18 protein-coding genes and 1 pseudogene are annotated in these 16,164 nt (G+C 34.0%); 16 read left to right on the top strand and 3 right to left on the bottom strand.

Annotated features, from left to right (window positions below):
• Positions 1–245: 245 nt before the first annotated feature.
• From ACTQ5K_RS10550 to ACTQ5K_RS10535, 4 genes and pseudogenes are all read left to right on the top strand, one after another.
• Positions 246–581: pseudogene (locus ACTQ5K_RS10550) on the top strand (DUF4317 family protein); the annotation flags it as partial.
• Between the two features lie 310 nt (positions 582–891).
• On the top strand, positions 892–1,044 hold the full coding sequence (locus tag ACTQ5K_RS10545) for a hypothetical protein (protein WP_155986740.1): 153 nt from the start codon (positions 892–894) through the stop codon (positions 1,042–1,044).
• Between the two features lie 141 nt (positions 1,045–1,185).
• Complete coding sequence (locus ACTQ5K_RS10540; protein WP_047944579.1) at positions 1,186–1,395, top strand: DUF559 domain-containing protein; 210 nt, start codon at positions 1,186–1,188, stop codon at positions 1,393–1,395.
• 114 nt (positions 1,396–1,509) lie between these two features.
• Positions 1,510–2,658, top strand: coding sequence for a zinc-dependent alcohol dehydrogenase (locus ACTQ5K_RS10535; protein WP_031537008.1), 1,149 nt, complete (start codon positions 1,510–1,512; stop codon positions 2,656–2,658).
• 482 nt (positions 2,659–3,140) lie between these two features.
• Here ACTQ5K_RS10535 and ACTQ5K_RS10530 read toward each other — a convergent pair whose 3' ends face one another.
• Positions 3,141–3,545 (bottom strand): ComEC/Rec2 family competence protein, encoded by a 405-nt coding sequence (locus tag ACTQ5K_RS10530; RefSeq protein WP_031537007.1) that lies wholly within the window; start codon positions 3,543–3,545, stop codon positions 3,141–3,143.
• Positions 3,546–3,609: 64 nt separating this feature from the next.
• On the bottom strand, positions 3,610–3,873 hold the full coding sequence (locus ACTQ5K_RS10525; RefSeq protein WP_031537006.1) for a hypothetical protein: 264 nt from the start codon (positions 3,871–3,873) through the stop codon (positions 3,610–3,612).
• Positions 3,874–4,149: 276 nt separating this feature from the next.
• On the opposite strand from ACTQ5K_RS10525, the gene ACTQ5K_RS10520 reads away from it, so the two are divergent.
• The gene (locus ACTQ5K_RS10520) at positions 4,150–4,842 is read left to right on the top strand and encodes a hypothetical protein (RefSeq protein ID WP_031537005.1); all 693 of its coding nucleotides are present in this window, start codon (positions 4,150–4,152) and stop codon (positions 4,840–4,842) included.
• 631 nt (positions 4,843–5,473) lie between these two features.
• Here ACTQ5K_RS10520 and ACTQ5K_RS10515 read toward each other — a convergent pair.
• Positions 5,474–7,246 carry an ABC transporter substrate-binding protein gene (locus ACTQ5K_RS10515; protein WP_226793725.1) on the bottom strand — a complete coding sequence of 591 codons (1,773 nt, stop codon included), beginning with the start codon at positions 7,244–7,246 and terminating at the stop codon, positions 5,474–5,476.
• On the opposite strand from ACTQ5K_RS10515, the gene ACTQ5K_RS10510 reads away from it, so the two are divergent.
• The 11 genes from ACTQ5K_RS10510 (at position 7,212) to ACTQ5K_RS10460 (ending at position 15,903) form a co-directional block, all read left to right on the top strand.
• Positions 7,212–8,624, top strand: coding sequence for an MFS transporter (locus ACTQ5K_RS10510; protein WP_109768769.1), 1,413 nt, complete (start codon positions 7,212–7,214; stop codon positions 8,622–8,624). The genes ACTQ5K_RS10515 and ACTQ5K_RS10510 overlap by 35 nt on opposite strands.
• Positions 8,625–9,410: 786 nt before the next feature.
• On the top strand, positions 9,411–9,938 hold the full coding sequence (locus ACTQ5K_RS10505; protein WP_047944578.1) for a DUF2306 domain-containing protein: 528 nt from the start codon (positions 9,411–9,413) through the stop codon (positions 9,936–9,938).
• A 25-nt stretch (positions 9,939–9,963) separates the two neighbouring features.
• Positions 9,964–10,839 (top strand): GNAT family N-acetyltransferase, encoded by an 876-nt coding sequence (locus tag ACTQ5K_RS10500; protein WP_031537001.1) that lies wholly within the window; start codon positions 9,964–9,966, stop codon positions 10,837–10,839.
• Positions 10,840–10,877: 38 nt separating this feature from the next.
• Positions 10,878–11,081 carry a hypothetical protein gene (locus ACTQ5K_RS10495; protein ID WP_031537000.1) on the top strand — a complete coding sequence of 68 codons (204 nt, stop codon included), beginning with the start codon at positions 10,878–10,880 and terminating at the stop codon, positions 11,079–11,081.
• 390 nt (positions 11,082–11,471) lie between these two features.
• A complete protein-coding gene (locus tag ACTQ5K_RS10490; protein WP_031536999.1) occupies positions 11,472–11,792 on the top strand; it encodes a YrdB family protein in 321 nt (106 codons plus the stop codon).
• 36 nt (positions 11,793–11,828) lie between these two features.
• Positions 11,829–12,401 carry a hypothetical protein gene (locus tag ACTQ5K_RS10485; protein ID WP_031536998.1) on the top strand — a complete coding sequence of 191 codons (573 nt, stop codon included), beginning with the start codon at positions 11,829–11,831 and terminating at the stop codon, positions 12,399–12,401.
• Complete coding sequence (locus ACTQ5K_RS10480; protein ID WP_031536997.1) at positions 12,398–12,622, top strand: hypothetical protein; 225 nt, start codon at positions 12,398–12,400, stop codon at positions 12,620–12,622. The genes ACTQ5K_RS10485 and ACTQ5K_RS10480 overlap by 4 nt, the downstream gene beginning before the upstream one ends.
• A gap of 132 nt (positions 12,623–12,754) precedes the next feature.
• Positions 12,755–12,922 carry a CPBP family glutamic-type intramembrane protease gene (locus ACTQ5K_RS10475; protein ID WP_160314233.1) on the top strand — a complete coding sequence of 56 codons (168 nt, stop codon included), beginning with the start codon at positions 12,755–12,757 and terminating at the stop codon, positions 12,920–12,922.
• Positions 12,923–13,230: 308 nt separating this feature from the next.
• Positions 13,231–14,250 carry an alpha/beta fold hydrolase gene (locus ACTQ5K_RS10470; RefSeq protein WP_031536996.1) on the top strand — a complete coding sequence of 340 codons (1,020 nt, stop codon included), beginning with the start codon at positions 13,231–13,233 and terminating at the stop codon, positions 14,248–14,250.
• A gap of 68 nt (positions 14,251–14,318) precedes the next feature.
• Complete coding sequence (locus tag ACTQ5K_RS10465; protein WP_047944577.1) at positions 14,319–14,909, top strand: GNAT family N-acetyltransferase; 591 nt, start codon at positions 14,319–14,321, stop codon at positions 14,907–14,909.
• Between the two features lie 196 nt (positions 14,910–15,105).
• Positions 15,106–15,903 (top strand): tyrosine-protein phosphatase, encoded by a 798-nt coding sequence (locus ACTQ5K_RS10460; RefSeq protein WP_031536994.1) that lies wholly within the window; start codon positions 15,106–15,108, stop codon positions 15,901–15,903.
• Positions 15,904–16,164 lie beyond the last annotated feature (261 nt).

Genomic DNA, 16,164 nt, shown 5'->3' with positions numbered 1-16,164 from the left:
AACACGTAGAGGTGCATAACGACCCAAGAGGAACAAAGGCAATCCATAATAGATAGGCCTTCTTCATCTTAAAGATTGTTATAATAAAGAAGTGTCAAAAGCTAACTGTAGCTTTGGATGCTCTTTTTTGTTCAAAACACGAATCTTACTAGCCAGGGAGTTAAAATTTAGAGATGAATAACAAAGATATAGCAGAGATTCGAAAACAATTTAAGTTGGATAACGATTTACTGAAAATAGTGGTGGAAGAAGAGAGTACTCCTACTTTGGATACTAAAGAGATTGAACGTGTGCTGAAGGCGAGCGGCGTAAAAGATATGAATACGGAAAAAGTGGAAAGGGCATTTCAGCAGGTGGTTGAAGACAAAACGTATGAAATGAAAGCAAGCCATATCGTTCCGAGTTACGCGTCCAAGTCCATTAAGATCAGCACAAAAGTAGCGAATGTTGCAATCAGCCCTCAAGACTTGAGATATGTCAAACAGGTCAATTAAAATGGCAAACGCTGTCTATTGATCAAGGTGGAAGAAGACTCGATGATTGAAGGATTTAAGCTGCTTCCGGAAGAGCTGTTGGAGTAAGAGAGATTGGGTGATCCTTCAGCCAGCTATCTAAAATGGACAGGGGAAAAAACCTCATTTAGCCCTGTTACGGTGAACCGTATCACAAATAGTGGTAAAGCAGAGAGTGGAAGTTGAATTAAGCAAAACCGTATTAGAACAAATTAAATAAATTAACAGCCCCTAAGGATTTTATATCAAGTCTGAAGGGGTTTTATATTTGTCTTAGAATAAGTTATAACAGGGGAATAAACGTTCTGTTTTTGTTAAACTATTCGATGGTTAACGGTATAATAGTACATAGAAGAACGTAGAAAAGGAAGGTAGAGCAATGTTAAATAACATAAAAACTTTGATCTATCAACCAGAGGGCAGGGATACATCAGTAGAAGTTAAAATAGCAGATGAAACAGTTTGGATGACACAGAAGGCAATTGCAACACTTTACCAAACCACTATGCAAAATATAACAATTCATTTATAAATATTAGTAGAATATTAGATTTACTTCAAGATACTAAGTATTATATAGTACAAAATAAAGAAGGAACTAGAAAAGTAAAAAGGAAAGTTTTACATTATAATCTAGATACTGTTTTTAATATCGCTATAAGAGGCCAATATTTTGAGGAGTTTAATAATCTTATTAATTTCGCGCAAACAAATGGAACGCAGATTTGGAGAAATATTAAAAAACTCTTTAGAAGGAATTGTTTATATTTATGATAAATATAGAGTGGACAATTACATCGTTGATTTCTATATACCACAATTAGAATTAGTGATTGAATATGATGAAAAACATCACAAAAAACAAATAAAGGACGATAATTAATCTTCTTGTTGTTGTCTTTAATAAGGATGGTGACAACAATGATGAATAAAAAAATAATTTCTGGAAAAGATAATCTAAGACAAAATATAAATTCTAAGAAAGAAGTTGAGAACAATGAAAGCAGTTACTTTTCAAGGTGTAAAAAATATGCAAGTCAAAGAAGTACCAAACCCAACAATTCAAAAGAATGATGATATTATTGTTCGCATTACTTCAAGTGCAATTTGTGGTTCTGACCTTCATATTTATCAAGGGGCAGTACCAGCTACAAAAGATTATGTATTAGGACATGAGCCGATGGGTATTGTTGAAGAAGTTGGTTCGGAAGTTACAAAGGTAAAAAAAGGTGATAGAGTAGTTCTTCCATTCAACATTTCATGTGGTCATTGTCATTACTGTCAAAATGAAATGGAGAGCCAATGTGATAATTCTAATCCTAATAAGGCTGTAGACACTGGGGGTTATTTTGGTTTCACTGAAAGATATGGTGGGTATCAAGGTGGTCAAGCGGAACTCCTTCGTGTACCATATGGTAATTTTATTCCTTTTGTTATCCCAGAATCAGTAGAATTAGATGATGAAAAATTGTTGTTTATGTCAGATGTATTACCTACCGCTTTATGGAGTGTCGAGAATGTAGGAGTTAAAAAGGGTGATACAGTTGTCGTTCTTGGTTGTGGACCTGTTGGTTTTATGGCACAAAAGTTTGCATGGTTGAAAGGTGCAAGTCGAGTGATTGCAGTTGACAATGTTCCTTATCGCTTAAATCATGCTAAAAAAATGAACAATGTGGAAGTAATTAACTTTGATGATTTTCCAACATTTGATGATGCTGGAAAATATATTCGTGAATTAACAAAAGGTGGAGCAGATTGTGTCATTGATTGTGTGGGAATGGATGGGAAGAAAACTCCTAAAGAAGCACAAGAACAACAAATGGGTTTAGTTGGGGGAACTACAAGCCCTATACAAATTGGTATGCAAGCTATTAAAAAATTCGGAAATTTACAATTAACAGGTGTATATGGTTCTGTTTACAATCAATTTCCTTTAGGTAATTTATGGGAAAGAAATATTCGTATAAGAATGGGGCAAGCACCTGTTGTTCATTATATGCCAATATTGTTTGATATGATTCAAAAGGGTGAATTTGACCCTACTGAAATTATCACGCATGTTGTACCGTTAGACCGAGCAAGTGAAATGTATAAAACCTTCTATGAACATGCAGATGATTGTATAAAAGTAGTTTTAAAACCATAATGAAAAATATAATTATTTTAATTCTTTACGCTTTAATGGTTTCAAGGATAATCCCGATAGTCCAAAAGGAATTGGCATACCAGTATCGACCTTAGTTACATATAAATAGGTATTTGTTATAAAAAAGGTGTTTTAATAATGCTAAAAAGCAGTGTGATTTCAGGTGTGAAATCCACTGCTTTTATGCATGTTTTTACATTTGCTTTTTCCTACGTGGGTACTTCAAAAGAGAATGGCTTAGTCTTAATTAGGTATCCCCTTTAAATAGATATTAAATTTCAATTTTAATTACATTTAAATGTTTGTCCCTCGTAACGTTACGATGAACCGTATCACAAATAGTGGTAAAGCAGAGAGTGGAAGTAGTGCTTGATAAAGAGTGGTTAGAAAAATTGCAATAAAATTAATGAAATAATTCAAAGTTTAATTTCAAAAGAGGGAATAACAATCAGATACAATCCCTCTTATATATTTCTTCAGAGTTATTCAATATGCTCAGACGACTCTAGTAATGCTTTGCTATAATTTACTCCAGCATTATAAACTTGTTTTGCACTAACAAAGAATATCCAAAACGATAAAAACAATACAGTTATAATGACTGATATAATTTCAAAAATAGGAACAGCAGAAATATTAAGTCCAACACCATAGTTTTTATAGATTGAAAATAATTGTATTGCTATTAATATTGAACATATTGTTAATCCGAAAGTTTTTAAACCAAGTAAATTTCTAGCCTGTCCATAAGAAACATTTTCATTAAAAATTAAAGAATATTTAGCCTTGTCTCTTGTTCTTTGTCTTAGGTAATCAATACAAGAATTAAATTTCTGGATTGCCTCTAAGGGGTCTTCTAGTTCTCTTTCTTTTGTTGGGATATCCACGTTTGTTAGTAACCTTAATTTTTGGTGATAACGATTTTTTGTTTCTTTATTTAATGTTTTATCGTTATTCCTTAAAATTATAGTAGCAGGAAGAGCCCCCCACATTAATAGATAGTTTATCTTGTACTTTTTTTCCTGAAGTTCTTGCAAGTATAGAAAGTGGAATTGATATGCCTAAACCAACAATTAGACTAATAATAGTTCCTTCGAGTGACCGGATTTCAGGGAACCAAAAATACAACCAAATGATAATTGGTGCGACCGTCAATAATGCAGATAGATATCTTGCCTTCCTTTCATAGGTATTAAGTAGAACCTCTAGATTCAATTTCTTTCTCCCCCTTATTATTTGTTATTTTTCAACATTTGGATTAAAGGAAAGGGGAGTTATGGCAGTCCAACCTGTCCTAGTCGGCATATTTTTGTGATGTCTAATTGTTGCACCTCTTCTGATAAAGGCATTCACTACGACTTTTTTTGGATGGTCTTCAGTCAGTTTTGATACCGAAACTAAGGTAGTAGTAGTCTGTTCGGTACCCTCAGATACTTTTTCACCAATAATTATATCAAGAACACTAGGTTGAAAGATAAAAGGGGGAATACGATGAAAAAAATCACTTGGTTACTGACAGTATTACTTACAACCATACTACTAACTAGCTGCAACCAACCTGCTAGTAGTGATGAAGCAAAGAATATTGATCGAGAGGAAACAAATCGATTAATAAGTGAAAAAGACACACAAATTAGTGAACTACAAAAAGAAAAAGAAGATTTACAAAACTCATTAGAAAATATTGAGTTAGATTTAAAATACACAAAGGAAGAAGCGGATTATTACAAACAATTACTTAACGACATAATAATAGATTTTAGAGATGAACAGGAAAATGAACTCTCTAGAGATTTATGGGAATATGAATTGAATGTTAATGGGATAGTAGTTTCGGATAATGGAGTTGTAAACACAAAAAATAATATTATTGAAATATCCATTGTACAAATGCAACCACCCTATCAGATTTTACCTAATAATGTGTTTTTAAATGGTAAAATCAGTGGTGATTATTATGATCATATCTCAGATTTTAGCCAAACTCCAAATGAAACTTATGAAACTTATGAAACTTATGAAACTTATGAAACTTATGGAACTGATGGAACCATTATAACTGGGATGCATTATAAATTTAATAACCTAAATGCTGGTTCAACTATTACATTCACCATTACGGATGAACTGAAAGAAAGGCTAAATTTAATGACTTCTCAAATTATCGTAACTAAGGTTGAATAACTACAAAACGTGATTCAATTAGATGCTATACATCAATTAGGAACTCCGCCTTATTAAAGTAAAACGGGGAGCGTTAGTTGAATAAAAGCAATAACAATTAGGCTGTCATTTTATGGAATCCTAATTTAATAGTAATAAATCAACATTTAACACTAACACAGCGTTGAGAATTGTAGTTTTGGTGGTGTCAGGAGAGCGAGGTGACACCGTCATTTTTAGGGATTGCAAATTCGGTGGTGTCAGGAGAGAAAGATGCCACCGTCATTTTTAGGAATTGCGAATTTGGTGGTGTCAGGAGAGCAAGATGGCACCTTCATTTTAAGGAATTGCGAATTTGATGGTATCAGGAAAGAGAGATGGCACCTTCATTTTAGGAAATAGCAGATTTGATGGTGTCAGGAGAGCGAGATGGCACCTTCATTTTAAGGAATAGCAGATTTGATGGTGCAAGGAGAGCAAGATGGCACCTTCATTTATAGGAATTACAGATTTGAGGGTATCAAACGTTAGGAATGATACCCTCTTTTATAAGAATTATCTTTTTGACGTCAGAATAATGGAACGCACCCTAGAAAAAGGGACAAATTGAAATGAATATCCATACATAGTCCGATATTGTCCCATTCTTTGCCTAAAGTTTACTCACATGCACCAACTCATCCTCTGGATCGATCCATAGATGATGATAATCTGGTAGGCCTAAGGAGTTAATTTCAAGCCCTTTTAGAAATGGTTGATAGCTCAACTTATTCGTTGCGTGATAAAGGAAATGAACGAGAACATTTTCTTTTAACATATCTTCAATTCTCTGTAAGTGAACCATTCTTCCCTCTGAAGTTTCCACCCTTTGAAATACCTCTAGTTCCAAATCTATATTTTTTTGAGTATCCTTATCTAGGAATTTTCTAAAAAAAGAGTTTTCACTTTTGTAAATGGTTAATAAGCTTAATTCAACATCCTGATCAAGTATGACTGATAATAGGAGGATGTCCCCATTTAAAATAGACTCATCCGTATCGTAATTAATAGGATGGAGATTAAGGGACAGACCAATCTTCCTCCCTTGTTTTTGTAACCATTCGGCACTTTCATATCCTTCATTTAGATTAAAATAATATAGATAAATAGTTTCCCCGTTATAACCACTTCTTAGTAAGTACTCCTTTGCTTTAGCAATAGACGATTTATTTATTTTGTAGAGTCTACTTACATCGGGCAAAAAACTAGTGGCAGCTAAACTTCTATTTCCTCCAAGTCCCTTTATCATTTCAACTGGATTCATGATTTCTTGAATAGCTAATTTAAAATATAGGTTGTGCTGATAACCTTCTTTATTTTGATTAAAGGCCAAAAATCTACTACCTAACAACTGATAATCTAATATAACTGGGTTTGAGTCTTTTTCCGTAGCATTCAAGGCAGTAAATTGATTTGGGTATGCATGCCCTCTTTTATTCATCCATATATCAAGTTGGTCAATTAGAGCTCTTTCACGAAAGTATTCTTCAAAGGCTTGGAGACATATAAAATTTTTATTGAATTCCTTTACTAGAAACGGACCTGTTCCAATTGGAATGTGGTTTTGTGAGTGGGATGGATGAATGATAGAACAGTGAAAGGATGATAAAATTCTTGGGAAAAATAAATTTTCCCTCTCTAAATGAAATGCGATGGTAAAATCATCAACAATGACTACCTCCCGGATATCTTTTAATAGTGGATATATGGCAGAGTGACTTCCTTCTATTAAAATTCGTTTCATTGTATATTGTACTTCTTTTGCAGTGACCATTTCCCCATTATGAAATCTAACACTTTTTCTTAAATAAAAAGTCCACTTTCTTCCATTGTGTTTCTTTTTCCAAGCATAAGCTATACATGGATTAGTTTGGTTTAATTCACTATTATATGAAACCAATGTGTTAAATATCTGATTTACCAAATGAGCCTCAGAATAAAAAATGGTTTCTAAAGGATCTAGTGAATGAACTTCTTGAGGAAGTATTATTCTTAGGATGCTCTTAGTTCCAAAATGCGAATGTTCAATACTAGGGCCGAGTTTTTCATAAAGAGACTGAAATAAAAACTTCTGATTTTCTTCAGAGAGGGTAGGGGAGTTTGCGAGGTCAACGATATCCCCTACCCTATTTTCGGCTGACATCTGGAATATGTACTCCTCCACTGTTTCGCTAAATGAGGAGTGGTAAACCAAGGTTGAGAGGTTTCCTCTTCCTCTCCCAGGCTTCCATGTAATTCTTTGTTCTTCACTCAATTTCTTAAGCAAATAGTTTGTGTTTCTAATAGAGCTACAGAAAGTTTCTGCAATTTCACTAATAGAAATGCTAATTTCTTCGTAGGGCTTTACGGCTTTGTGTCTAGCTCTTAACAAAATTAAATACTCCATTAATCTCAAATTGGTCCCTCCCATAAAAGGTGCAAATGTTACTTGTTGTTTTCACTTTTTATCATTTTATTTCAGGTTTAAAGTAAATACAACAGATAATTTCAGAAATATGGAGGCGAGGCCGATGCTTGAATTACTTAAAGATAAAATATATATCCGATATTGGTTGGCGGTAGTTGTTTCTTTTCTAGGTGATGCCATGACGCTAACTGCTGTTGTTTATTTTGTCGGAACCCATACAGACAATCCCCTAATGATTAGTTTCGTTTTTGTTGCTCAATTACTGCCAGTGGTCATCATTGGACCCTTTATTGGGCCTTTAATTGACAAATATTCAAGTCGATGGGTAATGGTATATTCAGATATATATAGATTTTTAATGGTATTCTTAATGGTATTTTTCTACGAGAATATCCCATTATTGTTATTACTAGTATTTTTACAAGGAATTGGAACAGCTTTTTTTGAGCCAGCTCGTATGTCTTCCATTCCAACTATTGTCGGTGACCATCGTATTCCTCAAGGAATTGCACTATTTCAGAGTACGATAGCTGTTATTAAGTTAGGTGGGCCTGTAGTCGCTGGGCTTCTATTAGCCTTTCAATCCCCGAAGAACATATTTTTTATTGATTCATTCACATATCTTATTTCGGGAGTTCTTATCTTTAGCTTATCTATTTTAAAGATAGATTCTAACAAGAACCAGCCTAGCTCAAATTCGTATCTGAAAAATCTGTTTGATGGAATAGTGGAGATGCTTAAGACCCCAATTTTATTCTTTATGATTTTATTTCTAGTCCCTGTCATGATGGCATTTGGAATGTTTATGACAAACTATAAGGCCGTTATGCTCCAAGTGTTTGAAGTATCAAAAATTGAATTTGGTGTGATGGAAGGAATCTTCGCATTTGGTACGGTGATTGGTGCTGTCCTAGGGTCAAAGCTGTTAAATAAAATGGCCCATTATCGTTTATTATATGTATCGATTGGTGTACTAGGTTTTTCTATTATATGTGTATATTTCATCACGGAAATAAGCTTTCTATCGAATTCGCTCCTATATCCATTAATATTGTGGAGTTTAGTGATTGGTCTTACAAATGCTTTAATGATGGTACCTACGAGTACGATCTTTCTTCAACATATTCCTGAGGAAATAAGGGGAAGAGGTACAGCCATTTTCTATTCGATATTTAATCTATTTTTGTTAATGGGTACCCTTATTGGTGGATATTTAGGGGGAATAAATATTGTTGCAACCTTGATTGTCGCAGGTTCCGTTTTAATGATTACTGCCCTTACTTATCCTTTATATAGAAATTCTACCTTGCTCGTAAAAGTAAGAGATACAATTAAACCAAAAGAAGTATCAAATTAAGTAGTCCTCCCTTAGTGAAAGCTAAGGGATTTTTGTTGTGCCCGGCATGGGCGATAACTTGGTGGTGTAAGTCCACTACAGGCTTGGCAGTAGGGAAATCTCTTCTCCTCTAATTATTTCATTTTTTTTGTAAATTTCATAGACTAAAAGAACTGTGTTATTTATCATAGAAGTGTATTAACTATTATTAGTGCAGCTTGATTCACTTTGATTAAATATGAGGCGGAAAACTTAGGGTTTTTCAAATCTCGGCATTGATTTACAAAAAAATACCCTTCAATATACTATGGGTGAAATGAGTGTTGAAAGTAAAGAGAGGCTCTTATTCATAAAGACTATCATATTTGCAGTTTAAGTCTTAATATGACTTTGATCGGACTGTTCTTATGAGAAAAAAATGGCCTAGTTCAAAGTGAGAAATAAAAAGATTACTTTACCCCATTATTAACGCTTGGAATAGAGCTGTAAAAAAGGTGCAAAATTAAAAACAATTTTTCACTTTTATTAGTGTTACAAAATAGTAAAATAAGGTCTATGTTAGGTAATAATGATTTCATTTCACACCACAGGGACTACTTCAGGAAAAAAAGTAGTATTTAACGCTACCGGAGCAAATATTATCTATAGAAACGGGGGAGATTATTATATTTCAAACATTTAACAAAAAAAATATGGTTTGCTCTACTCGTACTTCTTGCATCATTTCTTAGCATTCATGCTATCATTCGTTACTACGTACTCGACCCGGAACAATCTAATGCTATTTTAATTGAAATAGGTTTTGTAATGTATGAATTTAAAAATATTATTTGGAATTCAGCATTGTATATACATATTTTAACAGCTGCCGTACCATTAATAGTAGGGCCTTTCCTTTTTATAAATGAACTGCGCAATAAATACTTAAATACACATCGTGTTGTAGGTAAAATCTATGTCATTTGTATATTCATTAGTGGATTAATAGGGATTTACCTAACTTTATTTGCATTTGGAGGAATATTAGCTAAATTAGGCTTCTTTCTTCTAGACCTAGCATGGATTTATACAACATACAAGGCCTACTCATATATTCGAAATAAAAAACTTAAACTTCATGAAGAATGGATGATAAGAAGCTATGCGGTCACATTTGCTGCATTGACATTCCGTATATGGTCAGCAATCATTGGCTGTACATTTGATAACTTTACACTTGGTTATGTAATTGCCGTCTGGTTGTGTTGGACTGGAAATTTATTAGTGGTAGAAGTTTGGTTGAGAAAATCTAGAAGAATGACAGCCAACATTCAGTCCCCAGTTAATTTAAGGTGAAAATACTAATAGTGAGGATAATAGGATGGAGTTAATAAGAAACTTTGAGCATAATAAGAAATTAAGGGGCAGTTTTAATGAACTGGCTACTAATACCTTTGGTATAAGTTTTGAAGATTGGTACGAAAAAGGATTTTGGACAGAAAAATATTCACCTTTCTCCATCGTACAAAACGAAAAAATAATAGCAAACGTTTCTGCAAATAAGGTAGAGTTAATTATTAATAATGAAAAAAAGCGTGGGATTCAAATAGGTACGGTAATGACTCATCCTGATTTTCGAAAATTAGGACTATCTCGTAAGTTAATGGAAATAGTGCTTGAACATTATGAGAACCAATATGATTTTATGTACTTATTTGCTAATTCTACTGTGCTAGATTTCTATCCTAAGTTTGGTTTTAAGCGAGTACCGGAACATCAGTTTACAATGAATATACCGTCAAGAATAATTCCAGTCAGAAGAGTGACTAAACTGAATGGTACTGATTCTGAAGTGTTAAATAGAATTTTCCAATATAGTAGAGGTAGATTACCAGTATCTTTTATTTTTGGTTCAGAGAATTCACAGGAATTGCTTATGTTTTATTGTCTAAATGTCTTTAGTCAGGACATCTATTACATAGATGATTTAGATTTGTTTACAATTCATATGCACGATGGGGAAACTCTCCATCTTTTTGATGTAATTAGCCAAAAGGAAGTAACTATTTCTGATGTTATAAATAGAATTGCTAACGAAGATACGAAAAATGTAGTTTTTCATTATACTCCAGATTACGGGGATATTGTAATTAGTAAAAAGTTAATTGATACCGAGAACGATGTGCTGTTCATAAAAATAAAAAATAATTTAGATTTACCTGAATATTTCAAGCATCCCATTACAGTACAAGCTTAGTATTTATATATATTACTAGTAAAGAGAGGGATATAAAAATGAAGTATTTATTATATGGTTCATTAGGGTTAGTAGTAATTTTTATTGTTTTATATTTAGTAGGTTATTATTCTTTAGGAATTATTATAAATATAATGGAATGGTCAACAAAATATATTTTACCTTGGGTGGCTCTATATTGGTTTATTCAATTTGTAAAAGGTAAAAAAAGAATAAAATTTTCTATTAAGAAAACCAGCTAGTAGTTTGTAATCATTTTTCAATAAAGAACTTAAATATTATTGGAAGTTTTTGTTTTCTATTAAAACAATTGGTTTTATTTGTAAGAGTTTGGTGGCCTAAGCGTGATAGGTAAGATCGAGAGTTATGCATCCCACTATTCCTATTTTCTAATCATGTGGCTTACGACAACTGTATTGAAGAAGACTAGGAGCATCAATGGAAGGTAAACAAAATTCCTCTTAGTCTATAATAATTTGATGATTGACAATACTCGTTCATTAGAATATAAAGGAAGAAATTACTATTAAAAACACAAATTTGGTAATTCAGATACTAATGGAGGTTGTCTAAATGTTCAAATCCTTTGTTTTTAGACACCTTCCTTTTAATGGGGTGTAATTAACTTGTTTATGAATCTCGTATTACTGTTTATTTTGGAAGTATGTACTATTGTAGCAGTTAGCTATTGGGGCTTTGTTGTTGGTAAAGGAATAGTTTTTAAAATACTACTAGGTATTGGTGCACCCTTATTGATCATGATGATATGGGGGCTATTTGGTTCCCCAGCAGCACAAATACCCTTAACAGGGGGATATCGTATTTTACTTGAAGTAACTATTTTCGGGTGTGCGATTTTGGCACTATTAGCTGTAGGTAAACCGACATTAGCATTTGTCTTTGGGGCATTAGTCATAGTTAACAAAATCCTAATGTATGTATGGAAACAATAAGCCATGTAGTCATCAACAAATAAAGGGGATAGGTGAATGGAGAATGCGTTTCGAATCAAACTAGGTGGAGTTATGTCTATCATTGCAGGTTTCTCTCTTGCTACAGCTCACTCTATTAATCTACTGTTTTCAAATGGGGAAGGTATAGTAATAGGAAAAGCCATTGTATTTATTGCTCATCTTCTCATCGTTTTTGCGTTTTTTGGATTTCATGAATCACAAAGAGATAAAAATGGTATTTTCGGATCAATAGGTATGGTTTTAGGTGTAATTGGCACGATTATCGTAACGGCCATTGTGTTTGTCGAGATGGCTGGCGTTTCAAATGTTAAGATTGATGAAATATTTGCAGTTAGTACAAATCACTTTATTTACTCGTTTGGTCCACTGCTTTTTGTATTGGGGATGATCTTCGTTGGTATTTCAATGGTGAGAGCGAAACTATTTCCATCTGCAGTTGGACTATTACTTATTCTTGGAACGATTGTTTTTGCACTAGGGACGGTAGCAGGAAATTTAGAACCGCTCATCTCCACAACCGGGGCAATTATTACTGGACTCGGGTTTATATGGGGAGGACTCTTTCTTTTTAGGAGGAATTCTATGTGAACGATAAAAATCGAAGCTTAATGATTTTTTCTCCAATATTAGTTGTTGGTTTAGGATTTTTGACAGCAACCATTGCTGTGCGGTTAATCAATGAATGGGCATGGGTACCGCTAGCTATTATTTATTGGAGTACGATGGCATTTATAATCTATCGTCATAAAAGAACTACTTTTACAAGTTGGTTGCAAAAGCCAAAGGGCATAAAGGCTGGATTATTTTAGCCTTTTCCGTCACTCCTTCCTGCCTGCATTCATATTTGGATGGCATACATTAGATTCAGGATTAATCATCTCACTTTGGATACTTACTTTTCTTATTAATCCGCCTCTGGAGGAGGGCTTCTGACGTGGGGAGTGTTTTCCATTGCAAATCGGAGTCCTGTCACCTGGACTGCCGTATTTCTAATGGGTTTAGCATGGGGTACATATTTTTATAAGACAAAAAGTTTACGTTGGGTGATTGTTGCTCACATTTTAAACCTTTGTGTTCCAGTGTTTTTAAATAAATTTACGGGGATGTAGAGACTGTTCATTCATATGTTTTAGCTAGATGCAACCTCTATTGAGCTTACCCACTGCAAGTGAAACTTATTTTTCTTTCATTAAAATTAGGCTCATTTATTGGTAACGTTAATTTCCATTTCATCAGCTACTTGATACGGCCGATAACGCTGGGCGTTCTCATTAGCTACTGAAAAAGATATGCTATTCGAAAGGATTAGTAGTGAAGAAGCACTCATCGCTGATGTCGTTTATCTTGCGCTTCAATTAACACTATTATAGTCAACATTGTTCTTTACATAGCTGAAAATAAAATATGAGGTGGCTTTATGAAAATATTCCATAGCAAGGATTTTGTAATTACAGCACAAGGTATAAGCAGTGTAGAGAGCATTACAATAGGGGGGATAAAACAAAGCATCTTAATACAAGCGGATAATCCTGGTGCACCTGTTTTACTCTTTATTCATGGAGGCCCAAGCATGCCGGTGCCTGGTGTCTCCAATAGGGGACGTGATTATGCTTTAGTAATGACGACAAAGGAATTAGTCAAGCATTTTACAGTTGTTTTCTGGGATCAGCGTGGTACAGGTAAATCGTATGCAAAGCAAATTCAAAAAAATACGATGAACTTAAAGCAATTTATTCAAGATGGGTGTGAGGTTACCGATTATTTAAGGAACCGGTTTAGTCAAGAAAAAATCCACCTCATGGCACATTCGTGGGGGAGTGTGATTGGACTGTCGCTTGCCGCATCTTATCCAGAAAAATATTATTCATATACCGGGTTCTCACAAATTACGAACTGGGTTGAAAATGACAAGTTAAGTTACAAGTGGCTGATGGAAATATCGAAGGTGAAGAATCATCAAAAAGCGATAAAGGATTTGCTTGCCGTTGGGGAGCCACCTTATTTAGATGGATTTAAACAGTGGGCTGCAATTCGTAAATGGCAATTTAAATACAATTCGATGTTCCATGATGCAGGTGATAAAAAGTCAGCGACATTTTTTTCGGGACTTAAAATTATGTTGCAGTCACCGGATTACTCTCTTATCGACGTATACAATTCCCTTATACGCGGCTTTAAACTCTCGTATACGGAAGAATTGCTCAACGATATTAATACCTTCGACTTCTTTACAGAGGTTCCCTCATTACAAATACCTGTCATGTTTATTCATGGAAGTAAAGAAAAGCATGTTATGCCTGAACTAATTAAAAGATACTATGAGAATCTAGATGCTCCAGAAGGAAAAAGGTTATTATGGTCGGATAAATCTTCCCATGCCTTTCATTTGGATGATGCAAGGGAAAATGAGCAGAGGTTAATCCAATACCTGCTTTAATTTAAAAGGTTCTAACTATTTATTAGAGAAGCAAACCACTACAAAAGGTGAGGAGGAGAGAGAAGAGAATGGAATTTAAAGAGTTTCCGATTATTAACACGGATCGTTTTTTACTTCGACAAATGTCATTAGCTGATGCTCCAGGTGTCCTAGAGGTACTATCGGATAAAGATGTTACAAAAGATATGGGGATTCGCCCTTTAACAAGTGTAGAGGAAGCAGAAGGTGTAATTTCATTTATGAACAAACTATTTGATTTAAATCAAGCACTTAGGTGGGGGATTATTAAAAAAGATACGAATACTCTTATAGGAACGTGCGGATTCAATGGTTGGGAGGTCCAACGCGGGTCTAGGGGTGAGGTTGCTTATGATTTAGGAAAGCAATATTGGCGAAAAGGATACATGACTGAAATATTAACTCATGTCATCGGTTTTGGCTTTCATGAAATGAATTTGCATCGCATCGAGGCATTTACCAACATAGATGCAACACCGTCAAAAGAAATTTTACGTAAGTTTGGTTTTTATCAGGAAGGGGTTTTACGTGGCTACTCCTTGATTAATGGGGAGTATGCAGATCAATATTGTTATTCTCTTTTAAAAACCGAGTGGGATTTTCAGATGTACAAAAGAATTAGAGCTAATGATCGGATATAAGCACCGTCCACTTAAATACCATCAATCAAGGATATTCTATTTACATGTTAGACACATTACACCTGAAGAATAGGGAAGGATATAGTATTTGAATTAAAATTTTTCTTTAAATTTAGAAGGGCAGGATGGATTAGTTAACTCTGAAAAACTATATTGAAGAACACCATAAATAAGTAATGATAAGCGGGAGAGAATTATGAGTAACAACCAATTAATACACTTTGAAAAAATATATAATTTTCGTGACATCGGAGGGGTAAAAACAGAGCAAGGATCTACCTTAAGACAAGGTGTACTCTATCGCTCTGGTAAATTATCTAACATGACTCCATGTGATCTGGAAAGAATGAAGAAATATAAGATTAAAACAATCTTAGACCTTCGATCAGAAAAAGAATACAACAAGAATATGCCCTTATTACTGACTGCAGAAGAGATTAATTCTGTGAACATTCCTCTACTTCCCATAGAGACTCAAGATGCTAATTTCCGAAAGTTTCTTAGCTTTTTGTTTCGAAAGACAGGAGCAGACGATTTTAAAAACTTTACTAGGGAGTATTATCATAGTATTGCATTCTATCAAACTCCACAAATAAAAAAGGTATTTACCTTAATCTCTGATGATAAAAATTGGCCGGTGCTCATCCATTGTTCAGCTGGAAAGGATCGAACAGGGATTATTGCATCAATCATTCAGTCCTTAGTTGGGGTTCCATATCAAAGGGTATTGGAAGAATATCTCTTAACCAACGATTACTTCAAACATCGATTAGATAAATTTATAAAAGTTATGAGATGGATGACACTTTTCCAAGTGTCCTCAGAGCGTATAGAATTCATATTAAAGGCGCATCCCGAAGTGCTCGAGCAACTATATGCCAATATTAACGAGCGATATGGAACCGTTGAAACCTATCTTATGGAGGCTTGCCAACTAGAGGTAGAGATTTTGGATAGACTGAAGCAGAATCTAGTCCTTAAAAGTATAGAATAGAAATGAGTGATAACTGATGAATTCAAGAAATATTTTGAAACGATTGTAAAAAAAACGGCAAACTCTTCTGTTTTTTTTTGCCTAGTAGGGAACTCACTTAAATCATCATTCACTTTTAGATGCTTCAGTAATATCTGTCTTTATAACTGTTCTTACTGCGCAGTACAACGATACTGCGCAGTGAAAATCTGTAAAAAATGTACTTAAAGGTTATTTAGGGTAGATTGTCTCTATAAACAAAAGGTGTTATGTTTTTTTACA

It is taken from the genome of Niallia sp. Sow4_A1, from assembly GCF_052116745.1.
Taxonomy (GTDB): Bacteria; Bacillota; Bacilli; order Bacillales; family Cytobacillaceae; genus Niallia; species Niallia hominis.
The sequence above is the reverse complement of the archived record's forward strand: the minus strand, read 5'-3'. Positions and strand labels throughout refer to the sequence as shown.

Bases quoted from the DNA above. Each gene is read 5' to 3' on its own strand.
- ACTQ5K_RS10545 (WP_155986740.1), top strand. From the start codon at position 892: ATGTTAAATAACATAAAAACTTTGATCTATCAACCAGAGGGCAGGGAT.
- ACTQ5K_RS10535 (WP_031537008.1), top strand. From the start codon at position 1,510: ATGAAAGCAGTTACTTTTCAAGGTGTAAAAAATATGCAAGTCAAAGAA.
- ACTQ5K_RS10520 (WP_031537005.1), top strand. From the start codon at position 4,150: ATGAAAAAAATCACTTGGTTACTGACAGTATTACTTACAACCATACTA.
- ACTQ5K_RS10515 (WP_226793725.1), bottom strand. From the start codon at position 7,246: ATGGAGTATTTAATTTTGTTAAGAGCTAGACACAAAGCCGTAAAGCCC.
- ACTQ5K_RS10505 (WP_047944578.1), top strand. From the start codon at position 9,411: ATGTATGAATTTAAAAATATTATTTGGAATTCAGCATTGTATATACAT.
- ACTQ5K_RS10500 (WP_031537001.1), top strand. From the start codon at position 9,964: ATGGAGTTAATAAGAAACTTTGAGCATAATAAGAAATTAAGGGGCAGT.
- ACTQ5K_RS10495 (WP_031537000.1), top strand. From the start codon at position 10,878: ATGAAGTATTTATTATATGGTTCATTAGGGTTAGTAGTAATTTTTATT.
- ACTQ5K_RS10490 (WP_031536999.1), top strand. From the start codon at position 11,472: ATGAATCTCGTATTACTGTTTATTTTGGAAGTATGTACTATTGTAGCA.
- ACTQ5K_RS10485 (WP_031536998.1), top strand. From the start codon at position 11,829: ATGGAGAATGCGTTTCGAATCAAACTAGGTGGAGTTATGTCTATCATT.
- ACTQ5K_RS10470 (WP_031536996.1), top strand. From the start codon at position 13,231: ATGAAAATATTCCATAGCAAGGATTTTGTAATTACAGCACAAGGTATA.
- ACTQ5K_RS10465 (WP_047944577.1), top strand. From the start codon at position 14,319: ATGGAATTTAAAGAGTTTCCGATTATTAACACGGATCGTTTTTTACTT.
- ACTQ5K_RS10460 (WP_031536994.1), top strand. From the start codon at position 15,106: ATGAGTAACAACCAATTAATACACTTTGAAAAAATATATAATTTTCGT.